This window comes from Phenylobacterium sp., assembly GCF_004297125.1.
Taxonomy (GTDB): domain Bacteria; phylum Pseudomonadota; class Alphaproteobacteria; order Caulobacterales; family Caulobacteraceae; genus Phenylobacterium.
This window is the reverse complement of the sequence record NZ_SCVD01000024.1, coordinates 204,251-229,768: the sequence shown is the minus strand read 5'-3', so window position 1 is coordinate 229,768 and position 25,518 is coordinate 204,251. Positions and strand designations below refer to the sequence as shown.

Annotated in this window: 19 protein-coding genes and 1 tRNA gene; 7 read left to right on the top strand and 13 right to left on the bottom strand. The window is 69.7% G+C overall.

Features of this window, described 5'->3' with window-relative positions:
- Positions 1-91: 91 nt before the first annotated feature.
- The 7 genes from EPO51_RS17345 to EPO51_RS17315 form a co-directional block, all read right to left on the bottom strand.
- Positions 92-715, bottom strand: a complete 624-nt coding sequence (locus tag EPO51_RS17345; protein ID WP_293352833.1) for a LysE family translocator — start codon at positions 713-715, stop codon at positions 92-94.
- A gap of 22 nt (positions 716-737) precedes the next feature.
- Positions 738-2,231 (bottom strand): tryptophan halogenase family protein, encoded by a 1,494-nt coding sequence (locus tag EPO51_RS17340; RefSeq protein ID WP_293352831.1) that lies wholly within the window; start codon positions 2,229-2,231, stop codon positions 738-740.
- Positions 2,232-2,254: 23 nt separating this feature from the next.
- Positions 2,255-3,283, bottom strand: coding sequence for a cupin-like domain-containing protein (locus EPO51_RS17335; RefSeq protein WP_293352829.1), 1,029 nt, complete (start codon positions 3,281-3,283; stop codon positions 2,255-2,257).
- Positions 3,283-4,011 carry a SapC family protein gene (locus tag EPO51_RS17330; RefSeq protein WP_293352827.1) on the bottom strand — a complete coding sequence of 243 codons (729 nt, stop codon included), beginning with the start codon at positions 4,009-4,011 and terminating at the stop codon, positions 3,283-3,285. Before EPO51_RS17330 ends, EPO51_RS17335 begins: the two co-directional genes overlap by 1 nt.
- Before the next feature lie 102 nt (positions 4,012-4,113).
- Entirely contained in the window at positions 4,114-7,215 is a 3,102-nt protein-coding gene (locus EPO51_RS17325) for a TonB-dependent receptor (RefSeq protein WP_293352825.1), read from the bottom strand.
- Positions 7,216-7,458: 243 nt separating this feature from the next.
- On the bottom strand, positions 7,459-9,948 hold the full coding sequence (locus EPO51_RS17320) for a glycoside hydrolase family 3 protein (protein ID WP_293352823.1): 2,490 nt from the start codon (positions 9,946-9,948) through the stop codon (positions 7,459-7,461).
- A 274-nt stretch (positions 9,949-10,222) separates the two neighbouring features.
- Positions 10,223-11,284 carry a LacI family DNA-binding transcriptional regulator gene (locus tag EPO51_RS17315; RefSeq protein WP_293352821.1) on the bottom strand — a complete coding sequence of 354 codons (1,062 nt, stop codon included), beginning with the start codon at positions 11,282-11,284 and terminating at the stop codon, positions 10,223-10,225.
- 95 nt (positions 11,285-11,379) lie between these two features.
- Between EPO51_RS17315 and EPO51_RS17310 the strand changes: the two genes are divergently transcribed.
- Both EPO51_RS17310 and EPO51_RS17305 read left to right on the top strand, forming a co-directional pair.
- Positions 11,380-12,627 (top strand): MFS transporter, encoded by a 1,248-nt coding sequence (locus EPO51_RS17310; RefSeq protein ID WP_293352819.1) that lies wholly within the window; start codon positions 11,380-11,382, stop codon positions 12,625-12,627.
- Positions 12,628-12,666: 39 nt separating this feature from the next.
- On the top strand, positions 12,667-13,689 hold the full coding sequence (locus EPO51_RS17305; protein ID WP_293352817.1) for a serine hydrolase domain-containing protein: 1,023 nt from the start codon (positions 12,667-12,669) through the stop codon (positions 13,687-13,689).
- 63 nt (positions 13,690-13,752) lie between these two features.
- Here the strand turns inward: EPO51_RS17305 and EPO51_RS17300 are convergent, their stop codons facing one another.
- From EPO51_RS17300 to EPO51_RS17280, 5 genes are all read right to left on the bottom strand, one after another.
- Positions 13,753-15,339: an AMP-binding protein gene (locus EPO51_RS17300; RefSeq protein ID WP_293352816.1), complete on the bottom strand. Its 1,587-nt coding sequence runs from the start codon at positions 15,337-15,339 to the stop codon at positions 13,753-13,755.
- On the bottom strand, positions 15,336-16,661 hold the full coding sequence (locus EPO51_RS17295) for a spinster family MFS transporter (protein WP_293352815.1): 1,326 nt from the start codon (positions 16,659-16,661) through the stop codon (positions 15,336-15,338). The genes EPO51_RS17300 and EPO51_RS17295 overlap by 4 nt, the downstream gene beginning before the upstream one ends.
- A 3-nt stretch (positions 16,662-16,664) precedes the next feature.
- Positions 16,665-16,913, bottom strand: coding sequence for a TonB-dependent receptor (locus tag EPO51_RS17290; protein ID WP_293352813.1), 249 nt, complete (start codon positions 16,911-16,913; stop codon positions 16,665-16,667).
- A 308-nt stretch (positions 16,914-17,221) separates the two neighbouring features.
- Positions 17,222-17,297: transfer RNA gene (locus tag EPO51_RS17285), tRNA-Lys, on the bottom strand.
- Between the two features lie 161 nt (positions 17,298-17,458).
- A complete protein-coding gene (locus tag EPO51_RS17280; protein WP_293352811.1) occupies positions 17,459-18,172 on the bottom strand; it encodes a PEPxxWA-CTERM sorting domain-containing protein in 714 nt (237 codons plus the stop codon).
- Between the two features lie 187 nt (positions 18,173-18,359).
- Here EPO51_RS17280 and EPO51_RS17275 point away from each other — a divergent pair, with 187 nt between their 5' ends.
- Together EPO51_RS17275 and EPO51_RS17270 are read left to right on the top strand one after the other, a co-directional pair.
- Entirely contained in the window at positions 18,360-19,091 is a 732-nt protein-coding gene (locus EPO51_RS17275; RefSeq protein WP_293352809.1) for a helix-turn-helix transcriptional regulator, read from the top strand.
- Positions 19,092-19,181: 90 nt separating this feature from the next.
- Entirely contained in the window at positions 19,182-19,628 is a 447-nt protein-coding gene (locus tag EPO51_RS17270; protein WP_293352807.1) for a hypothetical protein, read from the top strand.
- A gap of 4 nt (positions 19,629-19,632) precedes the next feature.
- Here EPO51_RS17270 and EPO51_RS17265 read toward each other — a convergent pair whose 3' ends face one another.
- Positions 19,633-21,216 carry a caspase family protein gene (locus tag EPO51_RS17265; protein ID WP_293352805.1) on the bottom strand — a complete coding sequence of 528 codons (1,584 nt, stop codon included), beginning with the start codon at positions 21,214-21,216 and terminating at the stop codon, positions 19,633-19,635.
- Between the two features lie 214 nt (positions 21,217-21,430).
- Between EPO51_RS17265 and EPO51_RS17260 the strand changes: the two genes are divergently transcribed.
- The 3 genes from EPO51_RS17260 to EPO51_RS17250 are packed head-to-tail and all read left to right on the top strand — an operon-like array spanning position 21,431 to position 25,454.
- Complete coding sequence (locus EPO51_RS17260; protein ID WP_293352803.1) at positions 21,431-22,801, top strand: lipopolysaccharide biosynthesis protein; 1,371 nt, start codon at positions 21,431-21,433, stop codon at positions 22,799-22,801.
- Entirely contained in the window at positions 22,798-24,507 is a 1,710-nt protein-coding gene (locus tag EPO51_RS17255; RefSeq protein WP_293352801.1) for a fatty acyl-AMP ligase, read from the top strand. The genes EPO51_RS17260 and EPO51_RS17255 overlap by 4 nt, the downstream gene beginning before the upstream one ends.
- Positions 24,504-25,454 (top strand): NAD-dependent epimerase/dehydratase family protein, encoded by a 951-nt coding sequence (locus tag EPO51_RS17250; RefSeq protein WP_363200922.1) that lies wholly within the window; start codon positions 24,504-24,506, stop codon positions 25,452-25,454. The genes EPO51_RS17255 and EPO51_RS17250 overlap by 4 nt, the downstream gene beginning before the upstream one ends.
- Positions 25,455-25,518: the final 64 nt, after the last annotated feature.

Here is a 25,518-nt window from a genome sequence, read left to right as displayed (position 1 = left end):
CCTGAACGCAGACTGACTGCTGCGCCAGATATAGGAACGATCGGGCAAGCGCGCGCGGGGGCCAGGCGAAGCGCGCGTCAGGTTCGCATGCTCACCGTCCGCCCACGGTGTGGATCGGCGCGGCGGTGGACGCCGCCGGCGGCAGGATCGAGGCGAGGATCAGGACGCTGAAGATCGCCACCACGACCGAACTCGTCCGGCGGATCGCCAGGCCGCCTCGGCCGCCGACCCCCGCACGGATGGCGGCGCCTAGGGAGACCCAGGCGCCGCCTGCCAGGGCCATGAGCGCGAAGAGGATGATCGCATAGGGCTGGACCAGATCGGCGACGCCGATGGAGCGCGGAGGAAGGATGACGAAGACGAAGACCAGGGCCTTTGGATTGCTGAGCGTGGCGAAGAAGACGCGGCGCCACGTGATCGCCCGCTCAGCGTCGTCCTGCGGGGCCCGCCAGATGAGCCAGGCGGTGTAGGCCAGATAGAGGGCGCACCCGATCCGCAAGGACAGCCGCACCCAGGCGAGGGACTCGGCCAGGGGCGCCACGAACACCTCGAGCGCCAAGATCGCCGTAGCGTAGCCGAGCAGCTCGGCGGTGATCAGCGGCAGCGCGCGGCGCGCGCCCATGATCGCCCCGCCGGCCGCCAGGAGCGTGTTCGTCGGCCCCGGCGTCAGGAGCAGGAGCGCCGCGGCAAGGATGAAGGCGTCCAGTTCGGTCACCGTCGCGGTCCTCTTGCTCGCCTCAGTCCGCTGGCTGGAGGCCGGCGTACTGGTCCACGAAGTCCTGGTGGCTGGGCATGCGGCCCACGGCGCGGGCGATGTTGCCCCTGAGGTCGTCGAGGGCGCGGCGCAACCGCTCGGGCGGCATGAGCGCGCCCATCAGATGGTGGCTCTTCGGCACGATCCGCTGGCCCAGCATCACCTGGAGCCAGGAGTCCACGAGGAACAGCTCGCCGGGCACATGGTAGACCTGGGCCGTCTCCCGGAAGAGCTCGATGCGCTCCGCCAGGGACTGCGGGATCTCCATGGTGCGGCAGCGGTCCCAGTAGGGTGTGTCGGTCCGCTGGGTCGCGTTGTAGTGCAGGATGATGAAGTCGCGGATCCGCAGGATCTCCTGGTCGGCCAGGAAGTTGAAGCGGGTCACCAGGGCGTCGTTGACGCCGGTGAACGGGAACAGCTGCAGGAGCCGGGTCACGGCGATCATGATCATGTGCAGCGAGGTGGCTTCCAGCGGCTCGATGAAGCCGGCGGCCAGGCCGATGGCCACGCAGTTCTTGTCCCAGGCCTTGCGGCGGCGGCCGGGGCGGAAGCGGAGCTGCCACGGGTCGGTGAGCCGCTCGCCCTTGAGCTGGCCCAGCAGGCTCGCGGACGCCTCGTCATCCGACATGAAGTCGCTGCAGTAGACCCAGCCGTTGCCTTCGCGGTGCTGCAGGGGGATGCCCCACTGCCAGCCGGCGGTATGGGCGATGGCGCGGGTGAGCGGCATGGCCGGGTGGGTCGTACGCGTCTGCACCGCCACCGCCCGGTCGTTCGGGAGCCACTGGCCCCAGTCCTCGAAGCCGGCCTTCAGGGTCTGGTCGATCAGCACGCCGCGGAAGCCCGTGCAGTCGATGAAAAGGTCGCCCTCGACCCTCTCGCCGGACTCCAGGACCAATGCGGTGATGTGGCCGGTCTCCGGTTGCTGCTGGACCTGTTGAATCTTCCCCTCGACGCGCCGCACGCCCTTGTTCTCGCAGCGCCTGCGCAGGTAGCGGCCAAAGCGGGTGGCGTCGATGTGATAGGCGTAGTTCACCGGGGCGGCGTCGGACGTGAAGAACTTGCCCTCCTCGGACGCCCGGAGCTCGAGGCAGTAGTCGCCCAGATCGCCGCCGAAGCCCTGGGCCCTGGCCTGCAGCCACAGGTGATGGAAGTGCGCCATCAGGGTGGATTTCCCCACCTGGCCGAAGGAGTGGATGTAGCGGTCGCCGAGCTGGCCCCAGTTCTCGAACAGGATGCCGAGCTTGAAGGTCGCCCCGGTCTCCCGCATGAACTCGCGCTCGTCGAGGCCGAGCAGGTGGACGAAGGTGCGCGCGGTGGGAATCGTCGATTCCCCCACGCCCACCGTGCCGATGGCGTCGGACTCCACCAGGGTGATGTCCAGCAGGCCGCCCAACTGGGTGGACAGCGCCGCGGCGGCCATCCAGCCCGCGGAGCCGCCACCCGCGACGACGACCTTTTTCACGACCTGTCCTTGCATCGTCTCCCCCTAGGGTCCGGGCTTCATCGGTTGAGCCGGTTCAGCAGCTGGGCGCGCAGGCGCCGGGCCTTGAGGTCATCCAGCGGCCCCAGTGGCCCTTGAGCCGCCTCTGGCAGGTGCGCGCTGGCGCCGGCCGCCGGACCGAAGACGTAGAAGTCGAAAAGCGCCTTCCAGGCCTGCTTCTCGTGCTCGGGCCGGTCGCGCAGGCTGAGCAGGCCGTGCAGTAGGGTGGTCTGCGGCGTATCGATGAACCCCGGCGACGGGTTCCACCAATAGTTCACCAGCACATTGAAGGCCTCGAGAGCTTCCACCTGATGCCACCAGAGCGCCGGGTAGACGAGGACATCCCCGGGCTCGAGCTCGGCCGTCTGGGCCGCGGCAAGGGCCTCCCGGAACCGCGGGAACCGGCCGAAGTCGGGTGCGCGGAGGTCCACCAGGCTCACCACCTGGCCGCCGGGCGTCGGCTCGAGCGGGCCGGGATAGAGGTTGGCCACCTGGTCCGGCGGGAAGAGCGTGAACCGCCGACGGCCCGCGACGCAGCAGGCGATGTTGTTCGACATGTCGTAGTGGGCGGCGGCCACCGTACGGTTGCCGATCCAGATGCTCACGGTCGGCGTCACGCCGCCGATGGCCGCCGACGCGAGGCGAAGGTCGTTCTCCGCGCGGAGGCCCGGCAGGTAGGTGTCGATATCGGTGGAGCCGATGTAGAGCGACGGCCCGGCCGCGTGGTCCAGTCCCTCGACGATCCGATCCAGGAAGGCGGCCAGGCCCACAGGCTCGGCCCGGAAGTTCAGGCCCGTCAGGCCCTCGTTGTAGAAGAACCGGCCTCCGATCTCGGGCGGCCCCGTGAAGCCCACCACGGGCCGGCCGCTGTCCCAGGCCTTCAGATCGGCGACCAAGGCCTGCGGCGACTCCTGCCCTTTCCGAACCAGGGGCCAGTCCCGCGCCATGCCGCGGAAGATCGTCGGGCGTTGGGCGTCGAGCAGTTCGTCGAACGGGATGTCGCCCGGCCTGACGCCCGCCAGCTCCCGCGTCGATCGGACGGGTTCCATCAGAGCGCCGCCGGCTTGCGCAGCTTGGCGTCGATGAGACGCGAGACGTTGGCGAGCGACGAGAGCACCGCATAGGCCGCCCGCAACGCCCCCGACCCGTGCAGCCGCTCGAGGTCCTCCCCGGCCACCGCCGCGAGCCGCGCCTCGGAGATCGTGAAGAGCCCGGGAATGGCGTACGCCTTGCCGTCGGTGAGCGTGGCCTCCACGTCCACCGGCTCGATAAGCCCGAGCCGGTCGAGCGTTTCGAAGAAGGGCGGTCCGATCTCCAGTCCATCGTAGATGGTCCCGAGCAGCCGGGAGACGTGCTGCAGGTACGGCGCATTGCCGCCGGCCGGGAGGAACAGCGGCTCGCCCTCGGCGCGGTTCACCCGGGGGTGATCGAGGTCGATGTGGATCATGGCTTCGGGCTCGGCGGCGCTGCCTGGCCGCGGCGGCTGCAGGACGATGGAGAACGGCCCCCGCTGCTGGGCGGCCGGCACGTAGCGGGCGTTCCACCCATCGGCCCCGAGGAACAGGTTCTCGTCCCTGTCCAGGCCCAGCAGGGCGACCGCCTGGAAGGCGCCGTTGGCGTCCCTTCGGAAGAAGATCGGGTACTCCCGCTGCAGATCCTCGAACTCGTTCGGGAAGACCAGCACCTGATTGACGCCGTCGCCGAACTCCGGACCGTGCCGGGCGATCACCCGCAGGTCGGCGTGGTCGACGTTGTTGAGCAGCACCTTGTTCGTCATCGCAATACTCCCGGCCACCCGCCGGCAGGCCGCCTGCAGCAGAGGCTAAAGCCCAGGGGCCGCTGCGGACAGCGACCCCTCGCCTCGCCAAAACCGCGTCGGCTAGAATTTGTACCTGACGCCCACCAGGTAGCGCGCATCCAGTTCCTGCGCGTAGTAGAGCTCGTTCTTGTCGCGGGCGTAGGTCCGGAGGTGTTCCCCGAGGACATTGATGCCTTCGAAGGACACCGAGACGTTCTCATTGATGTCATAGCTGATATTGAGGTCGACTTGGTCGAAGGGCGCCACGAACACGGGGTTTCGGGGACCGCCGCGATTTGTTCGCACCAGATATTTGTCACGCCAATTCCAGGCGATCCGCGCCGAAATCCCGTATTTCTCATAGATCAAGGTGACGTTGGCGGTGTCGCTCAGCCCTAGAAGGGCGAATTGATCCTCACCGGGATTCGCGCCGACATCGAATCCGACGTCTCCGTCGACGAAGGTGTAGGCCCCCGCGATACCGAACCCCGTGTCGCCCAGGAAGTATGCCCCGGCCACCTCGAAGCCCCAGATCTTCGCCTCCTGGTTGTTGATCGGCTGCGCCACCTGGAAGTTGAAGAGTGGGTCGGTGGCGTTGGCTTCGATGTCGATCGACGACAGGATCGAGTCCACGAAGGCCTGATTCAGGTCGCCACCCGCGATGCGGTTCGCCTGGAACTGCGCCGTCGCCGCGGGGACGGACCCGCCGTTCCGGATAATCAGGGCGGTGGCCGTGAACAGGTTCACGTCGGTCTGGTCGGCGCCGATATCGGTCAGCAGTTGCCGCGCCGCGCCGGAACGCGTGCCAGCCGCACCAGAGGCCGGGTCGCGGAGGTTGAACAGCGTCCGGTTCACCGTGCCGGTGCCGACGAAGTTATCCACCCGCTTCTCGAAGAAGCCCGCCGAGACGAAGCTGCCGGGCTTAAAATACCACTCGAGGGACACATCGAAGTTGTCCGAGATCAAGGGCTGCAGGTCCGGGTTGCCTGACGTGCCGAGCGGGATCCCTCCGTTAGCCGATGGCCGGTTCGGCTGCTGCGCCGTGACCGCCGCGAACAGGTTGCCGTAGTCGGGGCGCGCGATGGTGCGGCTGAAGGAAGCGCGTCCGATGAGGTTCTCCCGAAGCTCGAGCTGGAAGTCGAGCGCCGGCAACAGGTTGTTGTAGCTCCCCTTGCCGTCGACCGGCTCGTCCGCGCTCGAGGTCGAGACCAGGAAGTCATTGTCCGCGGTCCACACGATCGCCCGCGGGGTCCGGATAAGGGACGTGGCGTCGACCTCCGTGCGCTCGTAGCGCAGGCCCGCGACCATAGTGGCCGGCCAGTCGCCCAACCGGCCTTTCCAGGTCACCTGGCCGTAGACGGCGTAGATGTCCTCCTTGACCCTATTGTCGGTCTGGCCGGTGATGTTCACCGGGTTGCCGGGGTACGCCGCCGACAATGCGTTCAGGAGCTCGATCGGGTTGGCGCGGAAGGCGACGAGACCCGGACCGGTCTGCTTCAGATCGAAATCGTCGAACGCGCAGGCCAGGCAGAATTCGCTCACCAGGCTCCCCGCAATCCGCGACACGTCGCCAGGATTCGAAATGCCCCAACTGCCGAGGTCCTGTTGGGTGTTGGTCTCCGACTGACGCATCTTGGACGTGCGGTAGTTCGCGCCGAAGTCGAAGCGGCTGCCGCCGTCGTCGATGTCCCAGACGGCGTCCGCCCGGATCTCCTTGATTTCCTGCGATTGCCGCTGGGAAAAGGTCCGCCCGACCTGGCTGCCCAAGTCGCCGGCATCCAGCCGGCCGTTGCCGTTGCCACGCGGGGCGGCGTCGTTGATCGTCGGGCTCTGGATCGGAACGGAGCCGCTGAAGTCCACCGAATGGGCCGCGACCACCGGGGCGCCGATCGCCACCAGGGTCGAGCTGGTTCCATTCGAGCCGCCAGGCTTGCTCTTGGCCTTCGAGATGTGTCCGTCCACGGTGACGGCGAACCTGTCGCTGACCTGCCAGGCGCCGTTCAGCGCATAGGACTGAACAGTGTCGGTATTGGCCCGGAACTGCTGTTCGAACCCCATGTCCTTCGTGCCGCTGAGGGTCTCTTGCAGGAACACTGCCGTCGCCACCACCGGGTTGTCGTCGAACACCACCCGGTCGAAGGGCCGGTTGAACCAGTTGGTCTGATCGCTCCGGTGCTCGCTCGCCTTGTTGCGAGCGTAGAAGCCCTCGGCGGTCAGGACGAGGTTCTCAGCCGGCCGGAATTGGAACGAGGCCTGGCCGTTGAGCCGCTCGCGCTGGCCTTCCGCAAAATGGTAGCGGCTGTCATTGGGAATTGCGACGAGGACGCTGGGGTCCGACGGGGCGCCGGTGATCTGGGTCGCGTTGTTGTTGCGCACGAAGCCGTTGGCGGGATTCAGGAAGTCGGCCAGCGTGCGGATGTTCCACTCGTTGGAGGTGGCGCTTCGGCTGGTGAAGTTGCGCTTCTGATAGCTGCCGAAGACCGTGACGCCGAACACTCCGCCCGGGTCGTTCCAGTTCACGAGACCTGAGGCCTCCGGCGTGATCTTGTCGGCGTCCTTGAGGCTTTCCTCCACGCCCGTGTCGTACAGCCCCTTGATGCCGAAGCTGCCGCTCAGCCCCTCGGCGGCGTCGAATGGCCTGCGCGTGCGGACGTTGATCGTGGCGCCGATGCCGCCGGACGGGATGGCCGCACGCCCGGTCTTGTAGACTTCCAGAATGTTGACGCCTTCCGAAGCCAGGTTCGAGAAGTCGAAGGAGCGGCTCGTGGCGTCGATATTCTCGGCGTCCTGGTCGCCGCCAACCGTTTGCACGTTGGCGGTCGGCATGTTCCGCCCGTTGAGCGTCACCAGGTTGAAGCCGCCGCCGAAGCCTCGCACGGTCACCTCGGCGCCCTCCCCGTTGGTTCGGTCGATGGCGACGCCGGGGATCCGCTGCAGCGACTCGGCGAGGTTGGTGTCGGGGAACTTGCCGATGTCCTCGGCGACGATCGCATCAACGACGCCGCTGTTGCTGCGCTTGATGTCCAGAGCCGCCTCCAGAGAGGCCCGGAAGCCGGTGACAACGATCTCTTCGACCTCCCCAGGCGCGGCATCCTTGGTCTGGGCGACGGCCGCACCGGAAAGCAACACCGTCGAGATCGCGAGCACGGATGAAGATGTACGCAGGAAACTACGCCGGTCCATGGATATTCCCCCGTCTTATGGGATCAAATCGATCCGATTTATTATTGCAGCGCAGCATTCTTTCCTCCCATGACTTTTATGGAGGCTCCGAAAGCTTATGAACATATTATGGTAGCGATATCATCGGCGATCTTACCTCGTCAATTGGAAGATCATAGTTTTTCACAACACCGTCACTATCTCGCCGCGGTCGCCCAGCCAATTTGGCGCCCGCGTCAAATTCGTCGAGGATGACCGCGCCGCTCATGGGCAGACCGCGTCGTTCTGGTTGGGCGCGAGCCGCAGTTCGGCCAGGGCGAGCTCAAGTCCTCCCGAAGCCTCGATCCACGCCGGCGACGTCACCGCGGCGAGGTCCTCGCCGCCGGCCCGAAAGCAGGAAAGCCTGACCTTGATCGTGCGCCATTCGCCGGATTGCGCGGCGCCGAGCAGGCCCTGAAGCGGAACGCTTGCCCCGCCGATCCCCAGCCGGACGGCGCCGGTGGGCCGCCGGTCCACCCGATAGGTCGCCAGCAGGGCCATGTCGCCGTTCGCCTGGCGCCTGAGGTCGACCTCGGGGCCGGCGAAGACCGCCCGCCCCTCGCCGGTCCACGCCAAGGCGCGCCCCGCGCCCTGCACGCCCGCGGCATCCACCAGCCGTACGGCCAGCGCGCCCTGCGGCGAGGCCCCCGCCCCCGCCCCGGGGACGGCTTCGTCACCGCCGGCGTCCCGCAGCACCAGCCGCCACGGCGCCACGACCTGCCCACCCGCCAGGTAGCGGTCGACGTTCTCGGCCACGGCCGCGACGCCGGAGATCTCCGGGAGCTGCGGCACTGTGCGTGAGTCGCGATAGGTGAGGCCGTAGCCGTAGGCGAAGAGCGGGTCGTACCGGGCGTCGCCGCGATTGAGGCTGAACTGATCGGCGCGCCTGGGCCAGGAGAACGAGAGCTTGCCGCGAAAGTCGCTCCGCGGGCGGCCGCGCGCATCGCCGACCAGCACGTCCGCCACTCCCCCGCCTTCGCTGCCGGGGAGCCAGGCGGCCACGAAGGCGTCGGCGACGTTGAACTCCGGGTTCACCCAGAGCGGACGCCCGGACAGGAAGACGGCCACAACCGGCACACCCTGCGCCTTCAGTTTCCGCAGCAGGGCGAGGTCGGACTTGGCGCCGGGCTGATATTCCAGCGTCGCGCGGTCGCCCTGGAACTCCGCGTAGGGATCCTCGCCGAACACCACGATGGCCACGTCGGGCCGGGTGGCGAACCGGCCGTCGGGGCTGAGTTCCGCCTGCCCGCCGCCAGCCGCCACCGCGTCGCGGACGCCCTCCCAGATGGACTGGGCATTCGGGAAGTCGGCAGGCTTGTTGCCGGTCCCCTGCCAGCTCAGCGTCCAGCCGCCCGCCTGCTTGCCGACATTGTCCGCGCCGTCGCCGGCCACGAGCACCCTCGCCTTCGCGGAGATGGGCAACACGCCGCCATTGTTCTTCAGGAGCACAAGGGACTCGGCCACCGCGCGGCGGGCCAGCGCCCGGTGTTCCGGGGCGCCCACCAGCTCGAGCTTGCCCTCCAGCGGCCGGACGCCGAACAGCCCCGCCTTCGCCTTGACCCGCAGGATGCGGCGGACGGCGTCGTCGAGCCGGGCCATTGGGATCTCGCCGGAACGGGCCTGGGCCAGAGTGTTGCGGTAGAGCCCCTTCCAGCTGTCGGGGGCCATCAGCATGTCGAGCCCGGCGTTGACCGCCTGGGGACAGCTCTCGGTGGTGCAGCCGGGCACCTGTCCGTGCGCGTTCCAGTCCCCGACGACGAAGCCGTCGAAGCCCATCCGGCCTTTCAGCACATCGGTCAGCAGCCCCCGGTGTCCGTGCAGCTTGACGCCCCGCCAGCTGGAGAAGGAGGCCATGACGGTCATGACGCCGGCGTCGATGGCCGCGGCGTAGCCCGGAGCGTTCAGGCGGGCGAGTTCCGCCTCGCTCGACAGGTTGTCGCCCTGGTCCCGGCCGTTGGCGGAACCGCCGTCGCCCAGGAAGTGCTTGGCGGAGCCGGCGATGCGCCCGGCCTGCAGCGAAGGCCACTGGGCGGGCGTCCCCTGCAAGCCCGTCACCAGGGCGCGGGCGTAGCCGGCCACGACCTCCGGATCCTCGGAATAGCCCTCGTAGGTCCGGCCCCAGCGGTCGTCGCGGACGACGGCGACTGTGGGGCCAAACGTCCAGTCGATGCCGACGGCGGCGGCCTCGTTGGCGGTCGCCCGGCCGATATCGCGGATCAGGTCCGGATCGCGCGCCGCGCCCAGGCCGATGTTGTGCGGGAAGATCGTGGCGCCCACCACGTTGTTGTTCCCGTGCACCGCATCGACCCCGAAAATCAGCGGAATCGCGGGACGGCCGGGCCGCGCCTGGGCTGCGGCGGTTCGGAAGGCGCGGGCCGTGGCCAGCCAAGCCTGCGCCGGCGAACGATCGGGCGCGCCCAGCGGCGGGCTGTCGCCGCCGGCCAGGATGGAGCCCAGAGGGAACTCACGCAGGTCTTCGGGCCGGATCGAGCCCACGTCGGCCTGGATCAACTGGCCGACCTTCTCCTCCAGGCTCATACGGCCCATCAGCTCGTCGACGAAGGCTTCCGTACGGGGGTCGACCAGACCGCGGCTGTGCGCCGCCGGCCACGACTCCGGATGCACCGCCTCAACGGGGGCGGCGGCCTGCGCCGGGGCGAACCCCAGCGTCGCGACCGTGGCCACGCAAGCGCCCCGCAAGAACCTTCGCCCCATCGGAAGGCCGTTCAGGCGCAGGAAAAGGACGGCGCGGCGATGCGCTCGCCGCGCCAGGTGGGGACGAAAGAAGCGGCGGCGAACGACCGCGCGCCCAGGCGGCTGCCAGGCGGGACCATGGGTGTTTCCTCCCGGCCGTCTGTGGTCGCGGCCGTTGTGACAATGAAACCCTCGCGTGTAATGACAGCGCTGTCAACAAATACCGGTAACGCTACCATCCGAACGCCTACGGCTGGCGGGTGAATAGCGGGGCGCTGTCGCCTTCCTTGGGGATTCAGGTCCGGGGGCGGCCAGCAGGCGGCGCTGTCGAGTCCCTGCCGATCAGCACATAGGCCACCTCGCGGACGCGAGGAGCCTCGTGCGCGGCGTCCTGGGCATTGGCGATGATCATCCGCGCCCCGGCCTCGGCCATCTCGGCGACGGGCTGGCGCACGGTGGTCAGCTGGGGCACGGAGAACTGGGCGCCGGGCGCATCGTCGAACCCCGCGATCGACACGTCGCCGGGCGTCGACAGGCCCAGTCGAGTAGCCGCCTGGATCACGCCGAAGGCCATATCGTCGTTGCTCGCGAAGATGGCCGTGGGCCGCGGGTCGGTCGAGAGGATCCGGGCCCCGCATTCCAAGCCCGACGCGAAGGTGAAGTCGCCGTCGGCGATCCATTCGGGCCGCACCTGCAGGCCGTGCCGCGCCATCGCCGCCTCGAAGCCTTCGCGCCGCGCGCGGCTTGCCGCGTAGCGCGGGCTGCCGACGACGAAGCCGATGTCCCTGTGCCCCATCCGGGCGAGGTAGGTCGTCATGTCATAGGCGGCCCGGTGGTCGTCCATGTAGACGCGTCGACCGCGCGACGGCTCGGTCTCGGCCCCGAGCCGCACATAGGCCGCGCCGCGCCTGTCGAGGGCGTCCAGCACGACGGCGCAGTCCGACACCGGTGGAGTCAGGATCAGCCCGTCGGGCCGCAGCGACGACACCATCGCCAGGATGTCCCGCTCGAGCGTGGCCGAACCCACATCCACCAGCTCGACCAGCAGGTGGCAACCCGCCTGGCGGCATTCCATGAGCGCGCCGAGCTCCATCCTGCTCAGGTAGTCGTTGCCGCGCCCCGAGCGCCAGTGCTCGACCGTAAGCTCGGCGTCGACCAGCGCTGCGATGATATAGGATCGGCCTCCGGCGAGCCCGCGCGCCGAGAGGCTGGGGCGATAGCCGAGGGCGTCTGCGGCCTCCTCGACCTTCCGGCGCAATGCCTCGGTGACGTTGGGCTTGCCGTTCAACACCCGCGAGACCGACTTGATGGAGACGCCGGCGCGCTCCGCCACGTCGTAGATCGTCACCGCGCTCATCGGGTCTCCCGCGCCGGGATGAGAGTGGCGGCCCGCGCCGTCCCCCGCGCGGGGGGCGATTGCGCGGGGCCGCAGACCGCACCAGGATGTCGGCCGTGTCCAGCGCTTTCCTTGCAGATGTCCCCCCGCGACCGCAAGCCGCCAGCGGCGCTTTCCTGGCCGCGCTCGCGATCGCCCAGGTGGGCGCCTTCCTGTCGTTCATGCCGCTGCTCACAATACTGGCGCCGCTCAAGGCCGCGGCCATCGACCCGGACAACAAGGCCTGGATCCTGGCGCAGGTCGGGTTCTGGGGCGCGCTTGTCGCCGGGGGCGCCAACATCCTGGCCGGCGCGCTCAGCGACAGCACGCGCTCGCGCTTCGGACGGCGGCGGCCCTGGTTGATCATCGGCGCCACCGGCACGGCGGCCTCCTGCTTCGTCATCATGCGGGCGGATGCGACCCCCGAGCTGGTGGGCGGCGTCCTGCTGTTCCAGCTTTGCCTCAACCTGCTGTTCGGGCCGCTGGTGGCCTTGCTGGCGGACCAGGTCCCTCCGGCGCAGCGCGGCCGGGCCGCGGCGTTCATCGGGCTCGCGCCGCCGGCCGGAGCCATGACCGGCGCGCTGCTCGTCGGCGTGGCGCTGCCGCAGGATAGCGTCCGCTATGCGGTCATCGCTGGCTTGCTGGTCGCCGCCACGATCCCTGTGCTGCTCCTGGCGCGCGAGACGCCCACCGGACCGGGCGTGTTTCGCCTCGCGCGCCCGCGGCAGGCTGCGAAATTGCGGCCGTTCCGGCTCACCCGCGACTTCGCGGTCGCCTGGCTCTCACGGTTGCTCGTCCAGGCGGCGATCACGATCGTATCGCTGTTCACCCTCTTCAACATCCAGGACCGCGGCGCGCCGCCCGGCGGGCTTGCGCCCGAGGCGCTCCTGGGCCTGCTCGTGATCGGGTCCAGCCTGGTGCAGGTCGCCGCCAGCCTCGCCGGAGGGTTCCTGTCCGACCACCTCAGGCGGCGCAAGGCGTTCGTGCTCGCCGCAGGGCTGCTGGTGGCCGCGGCCGCCATCCTGCTCGCCTTCAGCGCCGATTGGCGGCTGATGGCCGGCGCCTTCGCTGTTTTCGGCGCCGGCTACGGGCTCTTCACCGCCGTCGACGCCGCGCTCATCACCGAAGTGCTGCCTTCGGCCCATGACGCCGGACGGGACCTGGGCCTGAGCAACCTCGCCAACACCCTGCCCCAGATGTTCGCCCCCCTGCTTGGGGCGGTGTTGCTGCAGACCTACAGCGGCTATGCATGGCTCTATCTCGCCGCTGGCGTGGCGGCGGCGGCCGGTGGCCTCCTTATCCTCGCCATCCGCCGCGCCCGCTGAGGAACGGCCGGAGTTGAATTGCAGAGCTGGAGTCGCCGGATGACGCTACCCCTTTCGCGCCGAGGCCTGATGGCCGGCGCCGGCGCCCTGGTCGCCGCCCCCGCCATGGCCGCCGGCTCGCTCTCCGCCGCCATGCAGGACGTAATCGAGTACGTTCAGGGCCAGAAGACCACGGGCTTCCTGGTCATCCAGGACCGCAAGACGCTGGCCGAGAGGAATTGGCCGCTGCCCGCCGACGCCGGCCAGTTCCGGGCCACGGCCGCCTACGAGACCACGTCCGAGGGCGCGCTGCTGGAGGATGTGGCCTCGCAGCAGAAGAGTTTCGCGGCCGTGCTGGCCGCGATCGCCGTCGACAAGGGCATGCTCGACGTCGAGACGCCCGTTTCGGACTACGTTGGCGCCGGCTGGTCGAAGGCTTCGCCCGAGCAGGAGCGGGCTATCCGGGTGGTCCACTTGCTGACCATGAACTCAGGCCTTGGCGAGAAGCTGGACTACCTGGCGCCGCCCGGCTCGGTCTTTTTCTACAACACCCCAGCCTATGCCGTGACGAAGCGTGTGCTGGCCGCCGCGGCCAGGCAGCCGCTGGAGACGATCACCCATGACTGGCTGACCGCGCCCGCCGGGATGACGAACACCGCATGGCGCAAGCGCCCGGCGGCCTTTGGCGACGTCGGCAACCCGACGGGCCTCGTCACCAGTCCGCGAGACGCCGCGGCGTTCGGACAGCTCGTGCTGGACGACGGTCGCGCCCGTAGCGGAAAGCGGATCGTCTCCGAGGCCGGGCTGAAGGCGATCTTCGCCCGCTCCCGGACCAACCCCGCCTACGGACGTCTCTGGTGGCTGAACGGCAGCGCCTATGCGATCCGCCCTCTGGCGAACCGCACCGAGGGCCCGCTGATTCCGGCCGCGCCGGCCGATCTCGTGGTCGCCCTGGGGGCCCTCGACCGCAAGCTCTACGTCGTTCCGGGCAAAAGGCTGGTCGTCGTCCGCATGGGCCAAGCGGCTCCGGACAAGGACTTCGATCAGCAACTTTGGCTGCGCCTCTCGAAGGCGATCGTCTAGCACGACCCGCAGGGTCTCAGGCTGTCGGGCACGCGGCACGCCTTCGACGGGGGGCGGCGAGGGTCAAGGCTCCGGGGCGCCGGGCGGGGCGGCATAGACGGCGCGCAGCCGAAGCTTGTCGATCTTGCCCGTTGCGGCCAGCGGCATGCTCTCCACGCGGATAACCTCGTCCGGGATCCACCAGTTGGCGACCCGGCCCGTCAGGGCTTCCAGCAGGGCGGCGTCGGTCAGGCCGCCGGGCTCGCGAAGCTCCACCAGCAGGATCGGCCGCTCGCCCCACTTCGCGTCGGGCCGGCCGATCACGGCGGCCAGGGACACCTCGGGCAGAGCGCTCACCACCGCTTCGATTTCGGCCGGGTTGATCCACTCGCCGCCCGACTTGATGAGGTCCTTGGCGCGGCCGGTGATGCTGAGATTGCCCTCATCGTCGATGCGCGCCAGATCGCCGGTGGCGAACCAGCCGTCGGCGTCGACGGCGGGCCTCTCCTCGCCGAAGTAGCGCTCGACCACCGCGGCCCCGCGCACATAAAGGTGGCCCTCGGTATTCCGTTGCTGGGGCAGCGGCCGGCCCTCGGCGTCGGCCACCATGAGGTCGACGCCCACCGCGGGCCGTCCGGACTGCGCGGCGGCGCGCACCGGATCGCCAGCCGCCGCCACCGTCCCGGACGGCGACAGTTCGGTCATCCCCCAGCTCGTCTGTACGACAACGCCAAGGCGCGCCTCCAGCCGGGCCATCAGGGCCGGCGGCATCGGCGCGCCGCCGACCACGATCCGCTGCAGGCTCGGGACCTCGCCCCCCTCGGCCTCAACGTGCTCCAGGAGACCCAGCCACACGGTGGGCACGCCCACCGCCACCGTCACCTCCTCGGCCCGAATCAACCGCGCCAGGCTGGCCCCGTCGGCGTTGCGTCCCGGCAGGACCAGCTTCGCGCCCACCGCCGGCGCCGCGAACGGCAGGCCCCAGGCGTTGGCGTGGAACATCGGCACCACGGCCAGCAGGCTGTCGCGGCCCGAGATCGCCATCCCGTCCACCTGCAGCGCCCGCAGCGTGTGCAGGAAGCTGGAACGATGGGTGTAGGTCACGCCCTTCGGCGCCCCCGTGGTGCCGGAGGTGAAGCAGAGGCCGCAGGGCGCGGTTTCATCGAACTGGCCCCAGGGGAATCCGTCCGCCGCCGCGGCGATCAGCGGCTCCAGCGCGACGGCGCCTCCATCGGCCGGACCATCGATCACGAGCAGCCGGAACGCCTGCGGAACCCGCTCGGCGATCTTGCGCGCCAGCCCAGACAGGTCGGCGCTGACGATCGCGAGGGTGGCGCCCGAACGCAGCACCATGGCGGCCAGGTCATCCGTGGTCAGGCGCGGATTCAAGGTGTGGCACACCGCGCCCATGCCCATGATCGCGTACCAGGCCTCGAAGTGAGCCTGGGTGTTCCAGGCCAGGGTCGCGACCCGGTCGCCGGTCTTCACGCCCAGTCCGGCCAGCACGGCCGAGATCCGCCGGCTGCGCGCCATCAGGGGCCCATAGCCGATCCGGTCCACGACGCCATCTTCACGGGCGGTCACCACCTCCGAGGTCGGACGCCACTTGGCGGCATGCGCCAGGAACCTGTCGAGCGTCAGCGCGAAGGGCTGCATGGCTCCGTCGATCATCGGCGCGCCTCTTCCCTCCGGAGCACGCCGGCCAGGGCCAGGAACAGGGCCACAGCGACGGCATAGACCGGCGTCAGCGCGTAGAATGCGAGCTGCAGCGAATTTTCCGGATGGCTGGCCTTCAGGGCGTCGCTGACCATGCCGACGAAGGTCGGGCCCACGCCCATGCCGATCAGGTTCATGACCAGCAGCAGCAGGGCTCCGGAGAGCACCCGCTGTTCGGGGGCGACCTCATCCTGGACCAACGCCACCGCCGAGGAGAGGTAGAAGTAGTTGAGGAACGTCGGCCCCAGCAGGAACGCCAGCGCCAGCGGCCAGCTCGGCGCCCAGACGAAGGCGATGTAGGGCAGGACCGCCAGCGACAGCGACAGGGCCGGCACGGTCGCGTAGGCGGCCCTCGATATCCGAGTGAACCGGTCGATCACCCGGCCCGAGGCGTAGATGCCGCCGCCCATGCCGACGGCGACCACCAGGGCGTACCAGAGCGAGACGTCCGGCAGGGTCATGCCCTTCTCACGCATCAGGAACAGCGTCGTGAAGTTGCCGGCGCCGTAGGTGATGACCTGGGTCGCCGCGCTGGCGAGCGCGACCAGAAGCAGGGTTGGCGTCGAGAAGAACATGCGCACCGTCGGCCAGAAGCCGGACCGGCCGCCCGCGGGCCTCGGCGGCTGTCCGGCCACTTGGTCGAGGCCGCCGCGCACCGGCTCGCGAACCCCAAACAGCACGACCGCCGCGGCCACCAGGCCCACCGCGCCCAGGACGATGAAAGCCGCTCGCCAGCTGTAGGCCGCCGCGATGGCCGCCCCGAAGGCGACGCCGAGCGCCTGGCCGATCGGCGGGCCGAGGTTGAACAGACCCAGCGCCGTGCCGCGGCGTCCCGGGGGGAAATAGTCCGTGATGATCGCGTAGGAGGGCGGCACGCCGCCCGCCTCTCCGACGCCCACCGTCATCCGGGCGAGGACGAGCTGCGGATAGTTGGCCGACAGGCCGCAGGCCATGGTCGCCGCGCTCCAGAGGCCACAAGCCAGGGCCAGCACCCGCGTCCGGTTCGTCCGGTCGGCCAGCCAGCCGACGGGAATCGAGATCAGGCAATAGAACAGCGCGAAATAGAGCCCGCCGATCAGCCCGAGCTGGCCGTCGGAAACACCCAGTTCATCCTGGATGGGCTTGGCCAGGATCGACAGGAGCTGCCGGTCCAGGAAGTTCAGCACATAGACGAAGCAGAGGATCGCCAGAACGGGCCACGCGCCCTTCGCCGGCTGCAGCGCCGCGGCGGAGCTTCCGGGGGAGTCCGCCACGACCGACGCGGGAGGAGGCGCCATGGTCTAGAAGTCGTATCCGACGCGAACGCCGAACGTGCGCGGGCGCTGCTCCGCGAAGCGGCTCGCGATGAACGCCTCGGGATGCACGTAGGTGATCTTGCGGCTGTTGAAGAGATTCTCGACGTAGGCCGCCACGGTCGCCTGCCCGAACGCCACCGCGAAGGTGGCGTTCACGTTGGTGTAGGCCTGCGTATAGGCATAGGTCGGGCTGATCACGCCGGCGGCCAGCGTCGCTGCGCAAACCGACGCCATGGAAGCGCTCTCATCGTCCCCTCCTCCCTGTCCGCACCGGTCATTCGCGCCGGGCTATGGACCCAGGATTGCGACCTGAGCCGTTCGGAGTCAATCTTCCCTCTCACGTTAGTGAATATATATCCGCCCTCGCGCTGACGACGCGCCAGTCCCGCGGACGAGTGATCGGTCGCCTGAGGCGTCGCAAGGGATTTCAGGAAGGGCGACCGGTCAGCGCGACCTGGCCGCGGACTGCCATCTCCGAAAGACGGCAGCCTCCGCCTCGCTGGGCGGTCACCAGCTAACTTCTTGTTTTCACAGGAAGGAAGTGGTGGGTGCAGTAGGATTCGAACCTACGACCCGCTGATTAAGAGTCAGCTGCTCTACCAACTGAGCTATGCACCCGCCGTGCCCCGAACACCCTGGAGGGGCCGGCGGCGAGGGCGCGGAAAATACGCAAAAACGCGCCTTTGGCAAGGCGCGTCTTCCGGCCTCTTGGAATATCGACCGCGGCGGGTGGTCAGACACGGTTTCCACCCGCCGCGGTCCCTGCGCAGCTTGCCGTGTCAGGCCGCTACGAAGGTGTCCTTGGCGCGGCGCCGGCGGAGCATCGCCCCGGCGCCGCCGAAGCCCGTGATGAGGAGAGCCCACGTGGCCGGCTCCGGCACGGGCACGACCGTGATGCTGGATTCGCCGACGCCGACCGCGGAGGCGGTCGAGAAACCGACGAGGCTGAAGGTGTCGACCGAGCCGAAGGTCCCGCCGTTTCCCCGCACCTGGTCGGAGAAGCTGCCGATCAGGTCGTAGGCCGCGTCCTTCTCGGCGGCGTTGTCGTTGTCGGGCGTGTTGAGCAGATCGAGGGCCGCGATCAGTTCGCCTTCGTCGAAGGCCGGGAACAGGTCGGTGAAGTCGAAGCCCAGGAGGCCCGCCGCGTAGCCGTCGTCCAGCGCCAGGACCAGGTGATCCTCGCCGGACTCGCTGTCGCCGAAGTCGCTGACGCCCAGGAAGTAGGTGTCGGTGATCGCCTCGGTCTTGAGGAAGGGATCGGTGATCAACGTCGAGGGCGCGAAGGCGTCGAAGCTGTTCGTCGAACCGCCGCCGCCGCCGGTGTACTGCAGGAACACGATCGAACGGATGTCGTACGTCGGCTCCACGAAGTAGTTCTGGTAGAAATTCAGCGCGTGCGCCGGGGCGGCCGAGAAGGCGCCCGCGAGGACAATCGCCGCGGCCGCGGCCACGCTGGCCAATCTGCCGCGTTCAAAGCCAAGCAAAGGTTTCATCGCACCACTCCCAACACCTGAGGTTGGGCCCGCCATGCCAATTCAGCGGCCACCCCAGGTCAGTGTTGCGGAACGATTGGGCGTTGGGCGCCTCTCGAAAACGAGGGGTTGACGCACGGCCATTACAAACCGGCGCCAGAATTGCTAAGATCGGCGAGTATTGGGGTGGGGTGGAATTCAAGTTCCGATGTTGAGGCGAGCGCTCGCGATCGCGGAGGTGGCGCTGTCCGCGCCGACTCCTCAGGCGGCGAGCGAGGGATTCTTCTCCGCGCTCGGCGGCCTCGGCGCTTCGTACCTGCAGACGCGCATCTATCGACGGCCCGTCATGCCCCTCACCTCGGCCGCCCATTTCGCCGCCGGCGGGATCGTGTCGCGGATCGCGCCCGAGACCTGGCGGGCGGGCACGCCGGCCTTCGACTACGTCTGCTTCGAGAATAACCCGCTGCTGGAGGCGATCCGCGGCGGCATGACCCGCTACCGCTTCACCGACTTCGCCCCCCGCGAGAAGGCCCATTACGGGACCTATTGGGAGGCGATGAGCGAGGCCGGGATCGGCGACGCCGTCTGCGCCACCTCCTACGGCCGCGACCGCACGATCACCTCCTTGCACCTGGGCTTCCGCGAGCCGGACCTGTCGCCCGACGACGCGCTCGCGCTCCAGCTCGCCGGCCTGATGCTCACCGAGCGGCTGATGACCTTCGCCGCCCCGCCCTCCCCCGACGAGGAAGTGCGCCTGACGGACCGCGAGCGCGACGCCCTGGCCTGGGTCGCCGAGGGCAAGTCCGACTGGGAGATTTCGGTGATCCTGGGCCTCTCGGAGACCACGGTGCGGTTCCATGTCGACAACGGCCGCAGGAAGCTGGGCGCCGTGAACCGCGCCCAGGCGGTGGCTCGGCTGGCCGCGGCGCGGTTGCTTTAGGGGAATCCTTCGCCCCAAGGGCGCATACCCTTGACCCGGCGGCCGCGAGACTAGATCACTCCCCCGGGTTTTGGGGGTTGAGGAGCGGTTATGCGCAAGACGATCCTGGGCTTCATGCTCGCTGCCGGCCTGGCCGGCGTGGCCCAAGCCGCCGACTACGTCGTAGTCAAATCTTCCGACCCATCCGTGAAGCCCGGCCTTGAGGTCAGCGCCGGAGAGCGCGTGCCGCTCGGCGTCGGCCAGACGGCGACCCTGATGTCCGCCAGCGGCTCGGTCAGCCTGCTTCGCGGCGGCGCCGGCGGCGCGGCGGTCCCCCGGGCCGGCGCCCAGGCCGATCCCGCGCGGCTGACGGCGTTGAAGGTCCTGGTCGCCCCGGCGCCCACCGGTTCGACGTTCGGGGCCCGGCGTTCGGGCGTCTGCCCCGATCCGACGACGCTCACGACCCTCGACGCGATTCTCTCAGTCCAGTCCGGCGGCTGCGCGGCCCAGGCCCGGGCCGCGCTGGACGCCTACGTCGAGCAGCAGGCCAAGCCCTGACGACCTAGCGGCCGGTGTAGAGCTCGCCCAGCGCCATCGCCGCCCGACCCTTGGCGGCGTCCAGTTCGTCGCGCACCAGCCCCGAGGCGACCATGGCGTCGCGCTTGCCGTCGATGCGCTTCAGGGCTGCGCGCAGCACCTTGGGCTCGGTGGGGGTGGCGATGGCGACCACGTTGTCGACCCCGAACGGCGGCGCGGCCTTGGTGCGAGCCATCACCACCCGCGTCTGGCCGGCGACCATCAGGCCGTCGCCGTCGCCATCCAGCGGGTAGAGCATCTGCACCGTGCCGTCGCCGGCAAGGTTGAAGGCGGTCAGCCACGCCTCGCCGCCCCGGTGGGTCACGGCCAGGTCGACGCTCTCGCCATTCTTGTAGAGCTGGCCCTTGGGCCTGGGCCCGATGTCGACCTTGAGCTGCCGCTCGTTGGCCGAGGCCGCAAGCTGGCCCACGGCGCGGCGCTTCATGATCACGCCGGTGAGCTGGGCGTCGCTGGTCACATTCTCGGCCACGCGGTCGCCGCGGCTGTCGGTGACCCAACCCTCCTTGGCGTTCCAGGTGAGGTCCGGCGTGCCGCGCGGGATCGAAGCCCAGGGCCCCTTGCCGCCCAGCAGGTCGGCGGCCTGTTCGTCGGCCGGCTTCACCTCGATCGGTCGCTCGTCCGCAGGCGGCGCCTTCAGCGGTTGGAAGATGACGCTGCGCTCGTTGCGCGCCGGCACCGCGGCGCTGGACCACTGCTGGGTGCTGGACAGCTCCCGCGTGCGGCTCTCCAGGCTGGAGGCCAGTTCGGCCAGCGACAGATGACCGTCGTCGTCGGCGTCCGCGGCCAGCCGGCCGTTCGGGCGGCGGTCCTTCAGCGCCCCTTCCAGGGCGTAGGTCAGCAGCCCCCGCGGCGGCGAGTCGCCGCGCGGCAGCGGGCCTTCCAGCGCGAACTGGTTGTCCTGGGCGGCGCCCACGTAGACGAGGTTCGGCGGGTTTGATCCCGCCGGCGCCACCGCCATCGGATCGACGGGACTGGGCGGCAGGGCGATGGCCATCGGATTGTCCAGCGCCGAGCGGCGTTTGAACGGCGTCGCGGCCGCCAGCGACCGGTTCATCGTCCCGCTATGACAGGCGTCGGCGATCTGCAGCACGTTCACGGTGGTCGGGAAGAAATTGACCAGCCAACCATGCAGGTCGTTGTCGAGGATGAACTGGTTGGTGTCGGGTTTGGACACCTTGAACCCACTCAGCGGCAGGAACTCGTCCATGCCGTCCTCCTCGCCGGGGTCGCGGGACTTCGCCTGCGAGCCATGGCCGGCGTAGTAGAAGATCACCCAGTCGCCAGGCTTGGCCCGCTTGCCCAGCGCCTCCAGCGCGGCGCGGATGCTGGCGCGGGTCGCCTGTGCGTCGTTCATGGTGACGATGTCGCGGGCGCCCTGCTCGGTCAGCACCGCCTTCAGCGCCGCGGCGTCGTTCGGCGGCCCCTCCAGCGAGGGAATGGGCGCCGTGTACTGCGAGACGGTCACGATCAGGGCCCGGATCTCGGCTTCGGCCGGCTGGGCGAGCGCCGCCACGACCATCGCCGCCAGACTTGCGAGCAGATTCCGCATCGAACGCACCCCATTCCCCTGAACCGCCGCGCCTAGAATGACGCGCGCGCCGACGACCACAAGCCGGCGCCGTAGCGATTCCTACGGATGGACCGGCCGCTCGGAGGCGCGAGTCCTGTGCGGCCGGGTCGCGCCGAGCTTTGCGTGAGCCCATGGTAGGAGGTACTTGAGGGCGCGCCGTCCAGGGCGACGGCGAAGGAGTTCGATTCCGCGCATGAGCGCTTCCCAGGCGGAACAGATCGCCGGCGTTCGGCCGATCCTGCGGCGCGTGGTGGCCAACGCCGGCCTCCTGCTGGGCGGGCGCACCGTGAACGCCGTCCTGGGCCTGGCCTTCATGGCCATCGCCGCGCGGGCGCTGGGCGCGGCGGAACTGGGCGTGCTGGTGCTGATCCAGGCCTTCGGCCAGTTCCTGGGCGAGGTGGTCAAGTTCCAGTCCTGGCAGACCATCCTGCACTACGGCGCGCGACCGCTGGCGGAGGGGCGCGCCAAGGACTTCCAGCACGTGCTGCGCTTCAGCCTGCTGCTGGATCTCGCCAGCACCTTGCTGGGCATCGCCATCGGGGTGATCGGCGCCTTCGCCTTCGCGGGCGCCCTGGGCTGGGGGTCGGACGAGGCGCCGGCTGCGGCGCTGTTCATGCTCTCCATCGCCTTCATGGTCTCGGCCACGCCCCTGGGCCTCCTGCGGCTGTTCGACCGCTTCGACGTCCTGGCCTGGCAGGCGGGGCTGATCTCGCTGATCCGGGTGATCGGCGGGGTCGTGGCCCTGGCGCTCGGAGCCTCGATGGAGGGCTTCCTGCTGGCGACGGCGGTCGCCACCTTCGGGAGCTGGCTGTACCTGGCCGGATCGGCGCTGATGGAGCTGAAAAAGCGCGGCCTGCTGCAGGACTTCTCCTGGCGCGGGCCGCTGACCGCCGGGATGCCCGGCGCCTGGCGCTTTGCCTGGAACACCAATCTCGCCACCACCCTGGATGTGGCCTTCACCCATGTGGCGACCCTGATCGTCGGCGCGATGGTCGGCCCGTCGCAGGCCGCCTTCTGGCGCGTCGGCCGGCAGGTGGCCGACGCCCTGGCCAAGCCGGCCAAGCTGCTGACGCCCGCCCTCTACCCCGAGCTGGCCCGGCTGCGCGCCGAGGAACGGCACCACGCCATGTGGCGGCTGGCCCGCAACGTCGGCCTGCTGGCCGGCGGCGTCGCCCTGGTGATGCTGGCCGCCAGCGCCATCGCCGGCCCCACCGTCCTCGCGCTCGTGATGGGCAAGGCGTTCGAGCCGGCGGCGGCGGTGATGACCTGGCAGGTGGGCGCCGCCGTGATCGGCGTCTTCGCCCTTCCGCTGGAACCGATGTTGATTTCCCTGGGCAAGCCCGGCGCCGCGGTCCGCGTCAGATTGGCGGTCAGCGCCGCCTTCCTGGCCATGCTGCCCTTCCTCGTGACGCAGTTCGGCCTTATAGGCGCGGGCGCCGGCTTGGCTGCGGCGGCGGGCGCGCTTGCCCTGGGCATGCTGTGGTTCATTTTGCGAGAGAACGGGAATCGGCGAGCTGCGGTGACCTCCCCGCCGGAGCCCGAAAGTCTGAAAGGCGACGTTTGACTGCTACCCCTACCGCTCCGGACCGTCCCTTCCACCGGGACGGCTTCGCGACCCTGACCGAGGCGCTCGACTTCGCCGCCAAGGGCCCGACCGGCATCAACCTCTATGGCCTGCGCGGCGAACTGATCGAAGCCATCCGGTACGGCGAGCTGCGCGAGCGCGCCCGCGCCATGGCCGCCCGCTTCCTCGCCGCCGGCCTGAAGCCCCACGACCGCGTGGGCCTGGTCGCCGAGACCGACGCCGACTTCGTGGTGGCCTTCTTCGCCTGCCAGTACGCCCGGGTGACCCCCGCGCCGCTGCCCTTGCCCGCGCCGCTGGGCGGACGGGACGCTTATGTGGAGCAGATCGGCCGCATGCTGGCCTCCGCCAGCGCCGCCGCCGTGTTCGGCCCCGAGAGCCTGCTGCCCTGGCTGCAGGACGCCGCGAACACCGCCGGAACCAGGATCGCCATGCGGGTCTCCGACCTTCCGCAGGCCGATGCCATCGACCTGCCTGCCCCGACCCCGGACGATCCCAGCTATGTGCAGTTCTCGTCGGGCAGCACGCGCAATCCCACCGGCGTGCTCTGCACGCACCGCGCGCTGATGGCCAACGCCCTGGCGTCCACCCGGGGCGGCCTGCAGGTGACGGCCGAGGACCGCGCGATCTCGTGGCTGCCGCTCTACCACGACATGGGCCTGGTCGGGTTCCTGCTGATGCCGCTGTCGGCGCAGATGTCGATCGACCTGATGCCCACCGGCGCCTTCGTGCGGCGACCGCTGCTGTGGCTGGACCTGATGTCGAAGAATGGCGGCACGATCTCGTACAGCCCCAGCTTCGGCTACGAACTCTGCGCCAAGCGCGGCGACGGCACGCGTGAGGGCCTGGACCTGTCGCGGTGGCGCATCGCCGGCTGCGGCGGCGACATGGTCCGCCCGGGCCCCCTCACCGCCTTCGGCGAGCGCTATGCCGCCGCGGGCTTCAAGCCCACCGCCTTCGTGGCCAGCTATGGCATGGCCGAGGCGACCCTTGGCCTGTCGATGTCGCCGCTGGGCCAGGGCCTGATCTTCGACACGGTCGACGTGGATCGCATGGAGAAGGACGGCGCCGTGACGCCGGGCTCCGGCGTGCGCTCGCGCGCCTTCGTCCGCTGCGGCCGGATCTTCGAGGGCCATGAGCTCGAGGTCCGCGACGAGGACGGCAAGCCCCTGCCCGAACGCCGGGTGGGACGGCTCTTCGCCCGCGGCCCCAGCCTGATGCGCGAGTACTACGGCGACCCACAGGCCACCGCCGCCGTGCTGTCGCGCGACGGCTGGCTGGACACCGGCGACCTGGGCTATCTGGCCGAGGGCCACATCGTCCCCACCGGCCGCGCCAAGGACCTGATCCTGCTGAACGGCCGCAACGTGTGGCCGCAGGACCTGGAATGGACCGCCGAGTCCGAGGTCGATCGCCTGCGCAGTGGCGACGTGGCCGCCTTCTCCATCGACCAGGACGCTGGCGAGCAGCTCGTGGTGCTGGTGCAGACCCGCACCAGCGACGCCGACGCCCGCCAGACCCTGATCGACGACGTCGCCGCCCTCCTGCGCGCTCGCCACGGCGTGGAGGCCCGGGTCGAGCTGGTGGGACACAACACCCTGCCCCAGACCTCGTCCGGCAAGCTCAGCCGCTCCAAGGCCCGCGCCCTCTTCCTGGCCGGCGCCTTCAAGCAGGAGGAGCCGGCCTGAGCGCCAAGGTCGGCCTGGGCCGGCTCGCGGCGGTCACCGGGGCCACCGGCTTCCTCGGCCGCCAGATCGTCCGTGCCCTGGCCGTCGACGGCTGGCGCGTGCGGGTGCTGTCCCGGCGCGATCCGATCGACCCGCTCTGGCGCGAGGTGACCCCGGAGGTGGTGATCGGCGACCTGGGCGACGAGGCCGCCCTGGCCCGGCTCTGCGACGGCGCGGACGTGGTGATCCACTGCGCCGGCCTGGTGAAGGCCCGCAGCCGCGTGGCGTTCGACGTCGTCAACGTCACCGGCGCGCGGCGCGTGGCCCTGGCCGCGGCCAGAGCGCCCCATGTGCTGCTGGTCTCCAGCCTCTCCGCGCGGGAGCCACATCTCTCGCACTACAGCGCCAGCAAGCACGCCGGCGAACGGGCGATGGCCGAGGTGCTGGGCGATCGGCTGACCATCGCGCGGCCGTGCGCGATCTACGGCCCCGGCGATCCGGAGCTGTTGCCGGTGTTCCAGGCTGCCGCCACCAGCCCCATCCTGCCGGTCCTGAGCGAAACCGGCCGCGTGGCGATGATCCACGTGGAGGACGCCGCCCGGCAGGCCGCGGCGCTTGCTGCAGCGCGGCCGTCGAGCCGCCCCATCGTGCTCTGCGACGCCCGGACGGACGGCTACACGTGGCGTGAACTGATGTCCGCCGCCGCCCGCGCCTGCGACCGCACGCCGCGGTTCGCGGCCGTCCCGGCGGCCCTGATCCACGCCATCGGAATCACAAATGATTTCACATTGCTGCTGGGTCAGACCCCGATGCTGACCTCGGCGAAGGCCCGCGAGCTGCTGCATTCGAACTGGGCGGTTGCGCCGGAGGAGCTTCCAGGGGAAATACCGGCCCCGATCTACGACCTCGATGCCGGTTTTTCGGCGACCGTGGCCTGGTACCGCAGTGCGGCATGGATGAAACATTAGATGCGGTTTTGTGACCCGCCATCGACGCACGGGTGGAAAAACCGGCCGGACAGGCTTAGGTACG

Bases quoted from the DNA above. Each gene is read 5' to 3' on its own strand.
- EPO51_RS17325 (WP_293352825.1), bottom strand. From the start codon at position 7,215: ATGGACCGGCGTAGTTTCCTGCGTACATCTTCATCCGTGCTCGCGATC.
- EPO51_RS17260 (WP_293352803.1), top strand. From the start codon at position 21,431: ATGAGCGCTTCCCAGGCGGAACAGATCGCCGGCGTTCGGCCGATCCTG.
- EPO51_RS17305 (WP_293352817.1), top strand. From the start codon at position 12,667: ATGACGCTACCCCTTTCGCGCCGAGGCCTGATGGCCGGCGCCGGCGCC.
- EPO51_RS17300 (WP_293352816.1), bottom strand. From the start codon at position 15,339: ATGATCGACGGAGCCATGCAGCCCTTCGCGCTGACGCTCGACAGGTTC.
- EPO51_RS17320 (WP_293352823.1), bottom strand. From the start codon at position 9,948: ATGGGGCGAAGGTTCTTGCGGGGCGCTTGCGTGGCCACGGTCGCGACG.
- EPO51_RS17280 (WP_293352811.1), bottom strand. From the start codon at position 18,172: ATGAAACCTTTGCTTGGCTTTGAACGCGGCAGATTGGCCAGCGTGGCC.
- EPO51_RS17330 (WP_293352827.1), bottom strand. From the start codon at position 4,011: ATGACGAACAAGGTGCTGCTCAACAACGTCGACCACGCCGACCTGCGG.
- EPO51_RS17290 (WP_293352813.1), bottom strand. From the start codon at position 16,913: ATGGCGTCGGTTTGCGCAGCGACGCTGGCCGCCGGCGTGATCAGCCCG.
- EPO51_RS17335 (WP_293352829.1), bottom strand. From the start codon at position 3,283: ATGGAACCCGTCCGATCGACGCGGGAGCTGGCGGGCGTCAGGCCGGGC.
- EPO51_RS17315 (WP_293352821.1), bottom strand. From the start codon at position 11,284: ATGAGCGCGGTGACGATCTACGACGTGGCGGAGCGCGCCGGCGTCTCC.
- EPO51_RS17270 (WP_293352807.1), top strand. From the start codon at position 19,182: ATGCGCAAGACGATCCTGGGCTTCATGCTCGCTGCCGGCCTGGCCGGC.
- EPO51_RS17295 (WP_293352815.1), bottom strand. From the start codon at position 16,661: ATGGCGCCTCCTCCCGCGTCGGTCGTGGCGGACTCCCCCGGAAGCTCC.
- EPO51_RS17265 (WP_293352805.1), bottom strand. From the start codon at position 21,216: ATGCGGAATCTGCTCGCAAGTCTGGCGGCGATGGTCGTGGCGGCGCTC.
- EPO51_RS17340 (WP_293352831.1), bottom strand. From the start codon at position 2,231: ATGCAAGGACAGGTCGTGAAAAAGGTCGTCGTCGCGGGTGGCGGCTCC.
- EPO51_RS17275 (WP_293352809.1), top strand. From the start codon at position 18,360: ATGTTGAGGCGAGCGCTCGCGATCGCGGAGGTGGCGCTGTCCGCGCCG.